The organism is Halioglobus sp. Uisw_031 (assembly GCF_047729875.1).
Lineage (GTDB): Bacteria > Pseudomonadota > Gammaproteobacteria > Pseudomonadales > Halieaceae > Marimicrobium.
In genome coordinates this window covers 586,698-601,613 of the sequence record NZ_CP159826.1, presented here as the reverse complement: position 1 = coordinate 601,613, position 14,916 = coordinate 586,698, and the positions used below count along the sequence as shown (strand labels likewise).

Below are 14,916 nucleotides of genomic sequence, written 5' to 3'. Positions count from 1 at the left end.
TTGATAAAAAAAAGGGACGTGCCTAACAGCACATCCCTTTGTCAGCCCCAAAAAGGCTTAGACGATGATTTACTCAGACGCTTCCTGTGCCGCCGGAGATTCCTCAGCAGTAGAAGCCTCGTCCTCAAGTAACTCCTTGATAGAAAGCTTGATACGGCCACGCTGATCTACATCCAGCACTTTGACTCGCACAACTTCACCTTCCTTAAGATGGTCAGACACATTCTCCACACGCTCATTCGCAATCTGCGAAATGTGTACTAGTCCATCCTTACCTGGCAGGATGTTAATGAAGGCGCCAAAGTCTACGATACGTGCAACCGTTCCTTCATACACTGCCCCAATTTCTGCTTCTGCTGTAATCTCTTCAACCAAAGCCACTGCCGCATCTCGCGAAGCCTGATCCTGACCAAAGATACGCACAGTACCATCGTCATCAATATCGACCGTCGCACCGGACTGCTCAGTGATTGATCGGATCATCGCACCACCTTTGCCGATGATATCCCGGATTTTATCGGAATCAACTTTGAGTGTGGTCATGCTAGGAGCATTTTCAGATGTTACGGTACGAGCTGATGGCAGCACTTCATTCATCTGGCCCAAGATGTGCAAACGGGCAACCTGTGCCTGTTCCAATGCGACTTCCATGATCTGCTCATTGATGCCTTCAATCTTGATGTCCATCTGCAGCGCAGTCACACCCTCTGCAGTTCCTGCCACTTTAAAATCCATATCACCAAGGTGATCTTCATCACCTAATATATCGGTAAGCACAGCAAACTGGTTACCTTCTTTTACCAGACCCATCGCGATGCCGGCAACGGGCGCTTTCAAGGGTACGCCTGCAGCCATCAATGCCAGGGAACCAACACAAACCGAGGCCATGGAGCTGGAGCCATTAGACTCCGTAATCTCTGAGACGACACGAATAGTGTAGGGAAAATCCTCATTGGTCGGCAGAACAGCGGTCAGACCACGACGCGCTAAACGACCATGACCCACTTCGCGACGATTTGTAAAGCCAACACGACCTGCTTCACCGACAGAATACGGAGGGAAATTGTAGTGCAGCATAAAGGGATCTCTACGCTCGCCTTCCAACGCATCGATTATCTGAGAGTCACGCGTAGAACCGAGTGTTACCGCGCCAATAGCCTGTGTCTCGCCACGTGTAAACAGAGCACTACCGTGAACCTTGGAGAGTACGTCAACCTCACACGCGATGGGACGCACAGTGCGCGTATCACGGCCGTCAATACGCGGTTCGCCAGACAAAATGCGTTTGCGTACCAAACTCTTTTCAATTTTCTTGAAGATGTTCTTCACTTCGTCTGTAGAAGGGCCTCCCTCCACAGCCAGCGCCGCTATTGCCGCAGCGCGAATTCCACTGACACGCTCGTAACGAACTGCCTTCTCGGTGATACGGTATGCTTCGCCCAAATCAACCTTGACCTGATCTTCAACAGCCGTCATTAATGCTTCATCGACATCGGGAAGTTTCCACTCCCAGCGAGGTTTGCCTGCTTCAGCAACCAATTCATTGATCGCCTGAATAACCGCCTGCATTTCCTGGTGTGCAAACAGTACCGCGCCCAACATTTGGTCTTCGCTCAATTCCTGAGCCTGAGACTCAACCATCAGCACTGCATCCTTCGTGCCAGCGACAATCATGTCCAACTTGCTATCTGCCAACTGTGCGTAGGTGGGGTTAAGGAAGTAGCCTTGGGCTTCATTAAAGCCAACCCGAGCTCCGCCGATTGGACCATTGAATGGGCAGCCGGAAATTGCCAACGCGGCAGACGTGCCAATCATCGCAGGGATATCAGGATCGATATGCTTATCCGCAGACATAACGGTACAGATAACTTGCACTTCGTTCATAAAGCCCTTTGGAAACAAGGGACGGATCGGACGATCGATCAGACGAGACGTCAGTGTCTCTTTTTCACTAGGACGGGCTTCACGCTTAAAGAAGCCACCGGGTATTCTACCTACCGCATAGGCTTTTTCTTGATAATGAACTGCCAACGGGAAGAAATCGCGGCCTGGTCGCTCGGTTTTTTCCGCAACCACGGTGCACAACACAGAAGTGTTCTCAACGGTCACCAAGACGGCTCCACTTGCTTGCCGAGCAATACGACCAGTCTCCAAAGTGACAGTCTGGCCACCGTACTGGAATGTTTTAGTTACTGGATTCACTTTAATTCTCCAATTCTCAAAATGACACCGAGACGTTCCCATGAGCGCCCCGGCAAGGGTGTGGCCTATCTACGTAGGCCAAGTCGCTTAATCAGATCACTGTAACGCGGAACACTCTTGCGCTTGAGGTAGTCCAGCAACTTGCGACGCTGGTTAACCATCCTGATCAGACCTCGGCGGGAGTGGTGGTCATGTGAATGCGTTTTGAAGTGCCCCTGCAACTGCTCAATATTCGCGGTCAGCAGTGCTACCTGTACCTCTGGGGAACCAGTATCGCCGTCGGCCACCTGATATTCTTTTACAATCTCTGCTTTCTTTTCTACATGTAATGCCATTGCTCTTTCCTCTTGCTTAATCTGCCTTAGGTGGCGTACCACCCTTCATGAATAAAAGAGCCTGTCCGTGCAGATTTACAGACAGGTTCGCGTCACCTCCCGGTGACAATCAGACGACGCGGCGCTACTCGCCCGTCATCCAACATTTCTCCAACCCCCAAAAACTCTCCCGAGTCGAGGGCGACGCGCACAATACCATCTCGGGGGCCATTTGACACCATTACCGGCTGACCCTGGCGCATGTAAAAACCGCTGGATTCACTGAGGCGAACCAGCGGCAGTGCCCCCAAGGCGGCATCCGTGGGCAATAAAAGCGTGTCCAGCACGCCAGACTCACCGGTACCCTTCAGTGCTTCAAGGCCGCTCAGGGTCATACTGTCTTCAATTCCAAACGGTCCCGCCCTGGTTCGCCGCAACGCGCTAACAAAGGCACCGCAGCCGATTGCGCGACCGAGATCCTCCGCCAGCGATCTCACATAGGTACCCTTGCTGCACTCCAGGTAAATATCCGCCTCAGGCCTTTCACCGCCACGGAAAGCGCGCAGCTGTAGCGTCTTTATGACCACAGAGCGCGGTTTGCGCTCCACCTCCAGACCCTTACGCGCTAACTTGTAAAGGGGCTGCCCGCCCTGCTTGATGGCAGAAAACATCGAGGGAATCTGTTCTATCTCGCCCTCGAAGGCTTGCAATGCTGTAATAACGTCACTCTCTGTCACGCCGCTGGCATCTTTATCTTCCAGCACCCGCCCTTCTGCATCACCCGTATCGGTGACGGTACCGAGCACGAATGTACTCTCGTAGGCTTTGTCTGCATCCAGCAAATACTGAGAAAACTTGGTTGCCTCACCAAAGCACAGTGGCAACACGCCAGTGGCTAGCGGATCAAGACTGCCGGTATGGCCAGCCTTGGCGGCCTCATACAGTCGCTTAACGCTCTGCAATGCATGATTCGAACTAACCCCTAGGGGTTTGTCCAGCAGTAGAATGCCATCCACCGGGCGCCCACGGCGAACCCTGGCCATCCGCTAGCTCTTCGACTCGTCATCATTGTGCAGGCCTAACTCTCGGTCTGCATCTGTCGCGCGCTGGATCAAGTCTTCTAAACTACGGCCGCGACCCACACTGCCGTCAAAATAAAACCGCAGATTCGGCACAGTACGCATATTGCTGTCCTTGGACAGCTGACTGCGCAAGAAGCCAGAGGCCTTGTTTAGCACCTCGGTAGACTCACTCGCATCCTCGCTCGAATTACTGTCCAGCGCCGTGTAGTAGACCTTGGCATGGCCGAGGTCCCGACTCACGTCGACGCCAGTAATGCTGACCATACCAACACGAGGGTCTCGCACTTGGTGCTGAATCAGCAAAGCCAACTCACGCTGCAGATAGTCGGCGACGCGTTGTGTCCTGGCGTATTCTTTAGCCATTAATCATACTCATTACAACACCGCTTAAAGAGAGCGGGCTATCTCCTTGACTTCATAGACTTCGATGAGGTCACCCGCTTTGACATCAGTGTAGTTCTTCACACCGATTCCACATTCCGTGCCATTACGCACTTCATTGGCGTCATCCTTGAAACGACGCAATGATTCCAACTCGCCCTGATAAATCACCACACTGTCGCGCAGCACGCGGATGGGCTTGGAACGATGAACGGTTCCCTCGATCACCATACAACCCGCAATCTGGCCAAACTTGGGCGAACTGAATACGTCCCGGACCTCGGCGATACCCACAATATTTTCTCTCAATTCAGGCGCTAACATGCCTGTCAGAGCTGCCTTCACATCGTCGATCAAATCGTAAATGACATTGTAATAACGCATGTCAATGACTTCAGCTTCCACCAACCTTCGCGCTGCATTGTCCGCTCGCACATTGAAACCGAACACAACCGCACTGGAAGTTACTGCCAAATTGACGTCTGTCTCAGTGATGCCGCCGACACCGCCAGTGATAATATTCACTTGAACCTCGTCGTTCCCGATCTCGAGGAGAGCCGACTGAATGGCCTCCAGCGAACCCCTTACATCTGCCTTGACCACCACATTGAGCGTTTTCCTACCAACTGCCGTCATGCTATCAAACATGTTATCCAGTTTGGCGGCCTGCTGACGCTGTATTTTCATATTGCGCGTCTTTTCCTGTCGGAAATCGGCGACCTCACGAGCATGCTTTTCACTCTCGACAACCGCAAACAAATCACCTGCCGCAGGAGCAGCATCCAGACCCAAAATTTCTACAGGTATGCTGGGGCCCGCCTCATCGATTACCTGACCATTTTCATCCATCATGGCGCGCACTCGTCCGAACTGCAGGCCAGCAAGAACGATGTCGCCCTTGCGCAGTGTGCCACTTTGAATCAATAGCGATGCGACAGGTCCACGCCCTTTGTCCAGACGGGATTCGATCACAATACCTTGTGCAGGTATATCGCGCGCAGCGGTCAGTTCCAACAGTTCCGACTGTAGCAATATCGCATCAAGCAGACCGTCCACGCCTTCACCGGTTTGAGCCGAAACATGAATAAATTGTGTATCTCCTCCCCACTCTTCGGGTATGACATCTTTGGCGGCCAATTCACTCTTGATGCGCTCGGGATCCACACCCTCTTTGTCAATCTTATTAACCGCAACAATAATAGGCACATTAGCGGCCTTGGCGTGTTTGACTGCTTCTTCAGTCTGAGGCATAACACCGTCATCTGCAGCGACAACCAGAATCACAATATCTGTACTTTTGGCTCCACGCGCACGCATCGCAGTAAACGCGGCGTGCCCCGGTGTATCGAGAAACGAAATCATGCCGCGGTCGGTTTCCACGTGGTAGGCGCCGATATGCTGAGTAATGCCTCCAGCCTCGCCCGACGCTACCTGACTCTTGCGAATGTAATCGAGCAACGACGTCTTACCGTGGTCCACATGCCCCATTACGGTAACCACTGGCGCCCGAGATTCTTCAATACCTTCGCGCTGTGACAGGGCTTCCTCAAGCTTTTCCTCCAACGCATCAGCGCTGACAAGTTTGAAGCCGTGACCAAATTCTTCCACCAATAACGTCGCAGTATCCTGATCAATCATCTGGTTGATATTTGCCATCACACCGAGTTTCATCAACTCTTTGATGACGGCTCCGGTCTTAACTGACATCTGCTGCGCAAGATCGGCAATGGAATTCATATCCATAATTTCCACTTGCTGCATTTTTCTTTCCGTTGGCATTTCAAACCCGTGCTTGGAATGTTCTTCGTGCGAGGTTCTGATTTTCTTACGACCACCGCGACGGCGACCCGCTCCCGGTTCAGAATCCAAATCCGCCAGAGATAAATTGTGATTACGCTGCTTACCCCGACCAGCGGGTGAATTACGAGCCAGCTTATTGCGAGGCTTGCGGCTATCGTTATCCCCGCCAGGTGCGGCAGATGGCACCTCATGAAGACGCTTCGGTCGCTTGCCACTCTCTTTCGCTTTCTCCTCGCTAGCAGCCAGCGTTTCAGCCTTGATCTGATCTTCAGCTGCCTTGCGGGCATCAGCTGCATCCCGGCGGGACACAGCTTCATTGGCTTCCTTGAGCTTGCGGCGCGCCGCTGCCCGCTGTCGCAGTACCTCTGGGTCCAGATTAGCCGGATCTTCCTCCGCGCTGGCCTCTAACTCGGTCACCGCCGCCGCGAGTTGCTCACGCTCAGCTGCCGCCGCTTCCTGAGCTTCTAATTCCGCCACGGCCTGGGCAGACACGTCTTCTACTTCTACAATGACTTCCTGATCATGTTCTGCCAAATCACCATCAACGGGCACCTCTGCATCAACCAACTCTTCCGAATCGCGTTTTACATAGGTACGTTTCTTTCGCACTTCGACATTGACGGTTTTTCTACCCTGCGACGCGGAGGTCCGTAAGGTACTAATAGTCTTTCGCTTTAACGTAATTCGCTTGGGGGCATCCGCTGGCTCCCCATGACTTTGCTTCAGGTAAGTCAGCAGTGTCTGCTTATCCTCATCAGACACAGCTTGTTCTGCCCCCGTGTGAGGCAATCCCGCTTCTCTCATCTGTGCCAAAAGGCGCTCCGAGGAGGCGCCTACCACTTCAGCGAGCTGCTTTACTGTCACCTGACCCATTCAATACTCTCCTTGGTATCCTGTCGTAGCGCAATTAATCGTGCAATCTCAGGTTACTCTTCTGCCTCTGCAAACCAGGGTGCCCTTGCAGTCATAATCAATTCACCGGCACGTTCTTCAGTCATCTCCGGGATGTCCATGAGATCATCCACCGCCTGCTCTGCCAAATCTTCCATGGTGACAATCGCACGACCAGCTAAGATGTAGGCCAAGTGGCGATCCATACCCTCCATGGTTAAGAGATCCTCGGCCGGCTCATGCGAGCCTACCTCCTCCTCAGACGCAATGGCCTGGGTCAACAACGCGCCCTTGGCTCGTGCACGCAGTTCCTCTGCGATATCCTCATCGAACCCTTCAATAGCAGTCAGTTCTGCCAGAGGCACATAGGCCACTTCTTCCAGTGTGGCAAAGCCTTCTTCGACCAAAATTCCGGCCACATCCTCGTCAATATCAAGGGCATCGACAAACACCTGAATAACTTCAGTGGACTCCGCTTCCTGCTTCTCAGCAGCATCCTCAAGACTCATGACATTAATAGTCCATTCGGTTAGCTGAGCCGCCAGACGCACATTTTGGCCAGAACGACCGATCGCCTGCGCCAGATTGTCTTTGGATACGGCAACATCCATGGTGCGGTTGTCCTCATCCACCACAATGGACTCAACTTCCGCAGGCGCCATGGCATTGATCACCAATTGTGCGGGGTTGTCATCCCACAGCACGATATCGACACGCTCGTTGTCGAGCTCGCTGGAGACCGCTTGTACACGCGATCCGCGCATACCGACACACGCACCCACTGGATCAATACGCTGGTCGTTAGTTTTTACAGCGATCTTCGCACGGGAGCCCGGATCGCGCGCTGCGGCACGAATCTGAATGACTTCCTCAGCAATCTCTGGCACCTCGATTTTGAACAACTCTATCAACATTTCTGTACATGAGCGGCTCAAAATTAACTGCGGGCCCCGAGGTTCTGTACTGATTTCCTTAAGAATAGCGCGCACCCGATCATTAACTCGGAATGTCTCGCGACCCACCAATTGATCCCGCGGCAGCAGACCTTCGGCGTTGCTGCCCATATCAATAATCACATTGTCTCGCGTTACCTTTTTTACCGTACCGGCAATAAGCTCACCCACACGACTCAAATACTGGTCAACAACCTGTGCGCGCTCAGCGTCACGAACTCGCTGAATAATCACTTGCTTGGCAGTCTGTGCGGCGATGCGGCCAAATGCGATGCTCTCCACCTCCTCCTCGTAAATGTCCCCGGGCTTCAGATTTGGATCCTGCTCTATGGCTTCCTCGGTAGTGAACTGAGTCCCCAGCAGCGCCATTTCATCATCTGGCACAACCAGCCAGCGACGCTTGGAAACATAATCGCCCGTAGTACGATCAATAGTGACCAAAATGTCCGCCTCTTCGTCGTAACGCTTTTGGGTCGCCGTCGCCAACGCCAGCTCTATCGCTTCGAAGATTATGTCCTCAGACACGCCCTTCTCATTAGAGACAGCCTCAGCCACCAACAGAATTTCTTTCGTCATCTCAAGCCTCGCCAATTCACTTGCCGCGTTTAGATGCGGGGTTGTACCCGCGCTTTTTCAATCGCGCCGAAAGGCAACAATAAATCGTGATCATCTATCTGAATCACAACCTCATCACCCTCAATACCTTTCAAAATACCCTTGAACCTGCGCCGCCCCTCAAAGGCACTGCGTAAACGCAACTCCACCGTCTCACCCACATAACCGGAATACTGCTCCAGCTTGAACAACAGCCGATCCATGCCGGGGGAGGAAACTTCTAGCGTGTATTCCCCCGCAACCGGATCTTCCACATCCAGAATGCTACTCACCTGTGCACTGACACCAGCGCAGTCATCAACCGAGATGCCTGCAGGGCTGTCTATAAAGACCCGCACAATACTGTGCCTGCCCTGTGGCGTGTACTCCACACCCCATAACTGGTAACCCAATGCAACCACAGTGGATTGCAACATCTCCGCAATTTGCTGATCTTTGCTCGCCACTGCCGGTTCTTTTCTCCATGTACAAAAAAGCCCCTAAAAAGGGGCTTTTAATTTCACACTATAGCTCCAAAGCTAACAGCGCTAATTGGTAGCGGGGGCCGGATTTGAACCGACGACCTTCGGGTTATGAGCCCGACGAGCTACCAGACTGCTCCACCCCGCATCAAAGCTTACTCGACTGTGACAGGCCCCTCGGCACTGACACCCGAAGCCCGACTTATTTAGGCTCCAATTTCGAGGAGATGCATTATAGGTAGGCCCACTACCCCGGTCAACCGTGAGAAGAGCGAAAAATAGACTAATTTTGCAGGCAGCGGCTGATTATCAGTAGCAATAGCGCAGCGCCCATTAGCGAGCCGCTTGATTGACTAGCCTGGGTCACTCACGATACAGGGTGAGTCGATGCAATAGCCTCCGCCGCTGCAGCGTCCCCTATGGCGTCTATAATGGCGTCTATGCCGTCTAGCATCTATGGCCTCCACGGCAGAATCGTGACCTTGCCACATATGATGTATTGAGCCAAAAGGCATATGGGGTAAAGGGCGAGCTTGATAAAGAATAGGTCTATAAAAAAGCTGTTAGGATGAGGAATTTCTAAACTGAATATTTCCATGCCAACACCATATATCATGGCGAACGTAGCCATATAGACTAGGCATATAAACCCAACCCAATTCAGCACCGTCTGCAACTGCCCAACCATAGCGTGACTCCATCAGTGAGGCCGAATAGTCTAGCAGACATATCCTAGCCCTAGGATCTCTTTTTCAACATCCGTTTTTGAACACCAGAACTAGGCACCAGCGCCCCTGCCGCAGTTGAAGTACTGCGATCAGTATGTGGGCATTATAAACTACTCGCGTCGACCCCATCCTCGACTGAAGGCTAAGCGTCCTTTCGCATTATCCTTCGCTAGACGAGCATCATCTTGCCTCCTCACTGACCAGGCCGGACTAGACAATATGCTCGACACAACCCGTTTACTTTCCTTATAATCTAATGATTGTCGTTTCCAATCAGCTTTCCGAGGGCCAGATGAAGAGCAGCAATAGTATTTTTGACGTGATGCCAGATTTTCTGCGGGCGAGTCGAAGCGGCGTCGACTCTACTCCTTACTGAAACCAGAGCGATCGCAATATTTTACGGCGAACTTGTTAAATAAGGGAATCATAACGATGCCTCAGTACCTCAAGCCATTCGGCTCTCTTTTTTTCGTGCTGATATTCTCGGCGCTGGCTTTAGGCTGCAGCGATAGTTCTTCGGTCGCCGGGACGAATACCAGTGAAAAGGTAGCTGTCGCAGAGCCGACGCCCGGCGCATCGGCCACTTATGCCAGTGAAATTCAACCGCTCTTTGACAATCGGTGCATCGCCTGTCACGGCTGCATTGGTTCGCCCTGCAATGTGAAGCTTTCTTCTTTTCGTGCTGTCGAGCGAGGGGGCTTCGGAAGAAACCCCTATTCGTTACATTTTGATAATTTTAAGCGAACAGGGATGGACGTTCATGCGACGACTGAGGGGTGGCGCAAGGATGGTTTTTACCCAATAGTGTCGCGAGGGGGAAATGCGACCGAAAATCTAGCGGGATCGATGATCTCACAACTTGTGACTGTGGGGCATCAGAACAATCAGCCGGGCTTTTCGCGGAAAGCGTTAATGTCGAGCAACCACCGCTACAAACATTCTTGTCAGAGTACATCCGACGCCCTTGCGTCCCACCTGACCGCCAATCCAGCCGAGGGCATGCCCTATGGGCTTCCGGCATTGGATGAGTCGCAGCTAGCGCAGATTAAGCAGTGGGTCTCAGCCGGCTCACCTGGACCCACCGAAGCGGATCTATCAAAAGCCTCCGCTCTGGCCAACCCGGAGATCGTGGCTCGCTGGGAGGCGTTCTTCAATCAGCCCGATGCGCAACACCAGCTGGTTTCCCGCTATATCTTTGATCATGTCTACCTCTCGACCCTCACGCTGGATGAAAGCACGGGCGAGCTCTTCAAGTTGGTGCGTTCAAAGACAGCCGGCAACTCACTCAAAGAGGTCGCAGCCGGCAAACCCACACCGAAAGTCGTGGTAATTGATTCTCCGCACCCCTATGACAACCCGATGACCTATGCGGGCGTCGAGCAGTTCTATTATCGACTGCAGAAGATGACGTCTCGGCCCGTTCAGAAAAATCATTTTATTTGGCAACTAGGGCGAAGCGATATTGCCCATTTGGAATCGGTCTTTTTTGATAGGAAGTGGGCCAAGGATGAAGGCTTTGATGCACCCTGGGATGTGGGCAATCCGTTCGTCATGTATCAAGCCATTCCAGAGAAGTCCCGCTATCTTTTCCTGATCGAGAACTCGGCGGTCATCGTAGCGGGGATTACTTCGGGCCCTGTTTGCCTGGGGCAGATCGCTACTTACGCGGTTAAGGACCAGTTCTGGGTCTATTTCATGGATCCAGACCATGATGTATCGGTGCTCGACCCGCAGTTGGGGCTCGGCGATTGGGAGGCTTTAATGGATCGTTCGCCCATTGGGAATGAACGCTATGACACCGCTTATGGAAAGGCGGTGGAGCGGCTCTTTCCGGACGGCTACACGATTGATGCACTTTGGGACGGGAATAAGACAAACAAGAATGCCTGGCTCACGATCCTTCGCCATGAAAGCAATACCTGGGTCATGACCGGGCGGCAGGGCGGGATTCCGCGAAGCCAGTGGGTCATGGGCTTCAGCGGTTTTGAGCGTATCTATTACGACACCGTGGCGCACTTTGAATACTGGGGAAGTGACACCGGAAAGCTTGAGACCGTAGGCTTCTTTAATTTTTTGCGGCAGGAATTTGAGGACGACTTCCTATTATTTCTACCTGAAGACATGCGTGAAAAAACCCGCAACAGCTGGAGTAAAGGGATTGGCGATGTGGGACTTCACCTGACAAGCTTCGCCGCAAAAGACCAGCCGTCTCCGATTAAGAACAACGATCCCGCGCATCCGCTTGTGGGGATAGTGAGTAATATTGAGGCTCATATGGGCTCCACGATTACTGGACCCATCGACCACCTCAATCCGTGGGTCAAGAAGCCTTATCCACTTGAGAAGGGCGTTTCTAATTTCGACGAGTGGGTCGAGGCTATCTCGACGATGACCGTCACTACCGACTATAAGTTTCCGCGCTACATGCCAAGCATGATTGTCATGAGAGTCAAGCAGGGGAAAGAGTCTCGGCTCTATACCCTGGTGCTGAACCGCGTTTATGAAACCCAATACACGATTCTTTTTCAGAATGGGGTGGAACTTCCCGACCTGTATACCATGAGCGTATATCCGGACGTGGTGGGTGGTTTTCCCAATCTCTTTATGGAAATCGACGTCGAACAAACACCCGCTTTCGTTCAGCAACTGCGTGACGTGCAATCAATGTCTGATTTTCTTGAATTTCGAGATCGTTACGCGGTACTGCGCAACCAGGCCAATTTCTGGTCGACCTATGATTGGTTCAACGACTGGAATTTCACCCATCGAAAGCAGGATGCTGGTGTGTTTGATCTGTCCTATTACGACCTAACTGATTCAGTGTATTGATAGGCTTTGGCCACCGTGGGTCGGTGATCTCTCCAGATCAAACAGGAACCCTGAGGTTGATATAGGGACCCTCTTTGAAGCTCCTCTAAGGCGCGCCTTAACGTCAGGGAGCCGAGATGAACTTCCCTTTTAAAAAAAGAATCATTTTTCTGAGAAACAGCTCGCTGCCAACCTAGCCACAATTCTTATAGCTTTTCGCCAAACACTCACGGCTTAATGCCTGTGCTTTTGATATGTCCGCAGGTGTCATTCCATCTTTGATTCTGTCTTTCAGTGTTTTTGCATACTCATGCCCTTGCGCTGCCGCTAGGTTTATCCACATATACGCAGGCATATTATTCTCAGGCACACCCTCACCCTTCGCATACATAAGACCCAGATTGAGTTGAGCACCCGCAGCCCCTTGCTCTGCCGCCTTGGTGTACCACTTCAGGGCGGTGGCATCATTCTGAGCCACGCCGTCACCGAATCTATACAGGTTACCCAGATTGTATTGAGCGTCGACATTTCCTTGCTCTGCGGCCTTGGTGTACCACTTCGCAGCAGTGGCATCATTCTCAGACACACCATTACCGTTGTCATACATGTTACCCAGATTGGATTGAGCCTGGGCATCTCCTTGTTCTGCAGCTTTGGTGTACCACTTCGCAGCGATAGCATCATCTTCAGGCACACCTTCACCGAACCTATACATGTTACCCAGATTGTATTGCGCATCGACATTCCCTTGCTCTGCAGCCTTGGTGTACCACTTCGCAGCAGTCGCATCATCCTCAGGCACAGCGTCCCCGTAGTCATACATAAGGCCCAAGTTGTTTTGAGCCTGAGCATGCCCTTGCTCTGCAGCCCTGGTGTACAACTTCGCAGCCGCAGCATCATCTTCAGGAACACCCATGCCTTCTGCATAGGCAATGCCTAGATTGGATTGAGCCCATGCTTCACCTTTTGCGGCAGCGGCTCTGTATTCTGCTATTTTTTCGGGAGACCAATCGTCAGCTTTTGCTTCCGGAGCGATTGACAATACCATGACGGCTGCGACCCACAACACACCGGTTCGCACTATCAACAGAATACTTCGCTCTTTAGCACTTGCACCAATATTCGTCATCTTTAACGTCCTGAAGCTCAATGTTGGCCATCCGTGCGAATCGAAGGCAGACCACAAATATACACGATTAACTGCAGCCTGACAGACTCGGACGAATCAAAATAGCGGTCTGCCCCAGATTACGGCAGGCGGGTCTGCAGTGCTTTAAACTGGATAAGCACGTAATTATTATCTCTTTACTGTCTTAAGCATTCTTTATATGGACTGCCGAACACGCGCGCGCCAGCGAGCATTCTAACGCTATAACCCCTGTGTTTAAACGCCGTCAGAGCAACACCATCATGGCGTCACTTAAGCTGCGGGCCTAAGGAATCAATCGTTGCAATGAATTGATTCTGAAGGTCAAGTTAGTGCGTATATTAATAACGGTTAAAAACTATTTATTGGACATCATATGAAGACATTACTCAGCAGTATTGTGGCGATATCAATGATTTTTGCGCCGCTAGCAAACGCCTGTACGGCGATTAACTTGAAAGCTAAAGACGGCACGGTTATTGCGGGCCGTACTATGGAGTGGGCTTTTGATATGAAGTGGACCCTGTTGGCTCAGCCTCAAGGTAGCCCTGTATTAATTAGCGCTCCGGATTTTCTAAACCTGCCATCAAAAAAGCTCTCGACTAAGTATGCATTCGCAGGCATTTACCCGGCTGTGTTAGAGGGATCCCCAGCAATTCTTGAGGGTCAAAACGAAGTTGGCTTAGGTCTCAGCGGAAATTTTTTGCCGGGCTTTACGGAGTATCAAAAAATAACCCCTCAAGACAAAGAGTATGTTTCGATTATCAACTTTGGAACATTAGTTCTGGGTATGTTTAGCACTGTAAAAGAATTAAAAGCAGAATTGCCAAAGTATAAGGTTTGGTATAACCCAAGTGAAATCAAGGGATCGCCAACGCCACCATGGTTGCATTTTGTTTTGACCGATCGCACCGGTGACAGCATGATTGTGGAGTTTGTTAAGGGCCAAATGGTCATTCATGACAACGTAGCCAATGTGCTGACGAATGCTCCAACGTATGATTGGCACATTAATAATATTCGCAACTATCTTTCGCTGACGAATACGGCAACACCCTCGGTCGTTGTCAATGGCACTAACGTTACGGAAATTGGTCAGGGCGGGGGATTGATGGGTTTATCAGCAGATTACACACCACCGGGTCGCTTTGTGCGAGCAGCCTATCTAAGCCAGTTCGCATACCAGCCTAATGAAAGCGCGGATGCCTCTCAATTAATGGCGCATTTGCTTAATAACGTGGATATACCAAAGGGGGTCTCTAGAAGTACCGCTGGCAAAGAGGTTGTCTCTGATTACACGCAGTGGGTTAACCTAAAGGATCTGAAAAATAACCGCATGAAGATAGCGAATTATTCCAACCGCACCAATTACATAGAGATAGATTTAAACCAAGTATTTACATCGGGGAAATCAATGGCGTGGGCGGTAGACCAATTGCCCTACCCTAATAACGACATGACCTCACAGCTCTTAAAATAAACTCGGCTGACTTGGGGCCGTTGTTTGTCAAGATAGTGGATCATTTTCACTATG

The 14,916-nt window shown here is 51.5% G+C and carries 10 protein-coding genes and 1 tRNA gene; 2 read left to right on the top strand and 9 right to left on the bottom strand.

Annotated features, from left to right (window positions below; all coding sequences use genetic code 11):
• Positions 1 to 69: 69 nt before the first annotated feature.
• The 8 genes from pnp to ABXT62_RS02680 all read right to left on the bottom strand — a co-directional run bounded on the left by pnp (position 70) and on the right by ABXT62_RS02680 (position 8,847).
• A complete protein-coding gene (gene pnp / locus ABXT62_RS02715; protein WP_415357010.1) occupies positions 70 to 2,202 on the bottom strand; it encodes a polyribonucleotide nucleotidyltransferase in 2,133 nt (710 codons plus the stop codon).
• 65 nt (positions 2,203 to 2,267) lie between these two features.
• The gene (rpsO, locus tag ABXT62_RS02710) at positions 2,268 to 2,537 is read right to left on the bottom strand and encodes a 30S ribosomal protein S15 (protein ID WP_415357009.1); all 270 of its coding nucleotides are present in this window, start codon (positions 2,535 to 2,537) and stop codon (positions 2,268 to 2,270) included.
• 92 nt (positions 2,538 to 2,629) lie between these two features.
• Complete coding sequence (gene truB, locus ABXT62_RS02705) at positions 2,630 to 3,559, bottom strand: tRNA pseudouridine(55) synthase TruB (protein WP_415357008.1); 930 nt, start codon at positions 3,557 to 3,559, stop codon at positions 2,630 to 2,632.
• A gap of 3 nt (positions 3,560 to 3,562) precedes the next feature.
• A complete protein-coding gene (gene rbfA / locus ABXT62_RS02700) occupies positions 3,563 to 3,961 on the bottom strand; it encodes a 30S ribosome-binding factor RbfA (protein WP_415357007.1) in 399 nt (132 codons plus the stop codon).
• 24 nt (positions 3,962 to 3,985) lie between these two features.
• Positions 3,986 to 6,652 (bottom strand): translation initiation factor IF-2, encoded by a 2,667-nt coding sequence (gene infB, locus ABXT62_RS02695; protein WP_415357006.1) that lies wholly within the window; start codon positions 6,650 to 6,652, stop codon positions 3,986 to 3,988.
• 53 nt (positions 6,653 to 6,705) lie between these two features.
• On the bottom strand, positions 6,706 to 8,199 hold the full coding sequence (gene nusA / locus ABXT62_RS02690; RefSeq protein WP_415357005.1) for a transcription termination factor NusA: 1,494 nt from the start codon (positions 8,197 to 8,199) through the stop codon (positions 6,706 to 6,708).
• A 29-nt stretch (positions 8,200 to 8,228) separates the two neighbouring features.
• Entirely contained in the window at positions 8,229 to 8,684 is a 456-nt protein-coding gene (gene rimP, locus ABXT62_RS02685; RefSeq protein ID WP_415357004.1) for a ribosome maturation factor RimP, read from the bottom strand.
• Positions 8,685 to 8,770: 86 nt separating this feature from the next.
• A tRNA-Met gene (locus ABXT62_RS02680) sits at positions 8,771 to 8,847 on the bottom strand.
• A 1,012-nt stretch (positions 8,848 to 9,859) separates the two neighbouring features.
• Between ABXT62_RS02680 and ABXT62_RS02675 the strand changes: the two genes are divergently transcribed.
• Positions 9,860 to 12,256, top strand: coding sequence for a fatty acid cis/trans isomerase (locus ABXT62_RS02675; RefSeq protein WP_415357003.1), 2,397 nt, complete (start codon positions 9,860 to 9,862; stop codon positions 12,254 to 12,256).
• A 172-nt stretch (positions 12,257 to 12,428) separates the two neighbouring features.
• Here the strand turns inward: ABXT62_RS02675 and ABXT62_RS02670 are convergent, their stop codons facing one another.
• Positions 12,429 to 13,364 carry a tetratricopeptide repeat protein gene (locus ABXT62_RS02670; protein ID WP_415357002.1) on the bottom strand — a complete coding sequence of 312 codons (936 nt, stop codon included), beginning with the start codon at positions 13,362 to 13,364 and terminating at the stop codon, positions 12,429 to 12,431.
• A 394-nt stretch (positions 13,365 to 13,758) separates the two neighbouring features.
• On the opposite strand from ABXT62_RS02670, the gene ABXT62_RS02665 reads away from it, so the two are divergent.
• Entirely contained in the window at positions 13,759 to 14,862 is a 1,104-nt protein-coding gene (locus tag ABXT62_RS02665) for a choloylglycine hydrolase family protein (protein ID WP_415357001.1), read from the top strand.
• Positions 14,863 to 14,916 lie beyond the last annotated feature (54 nt).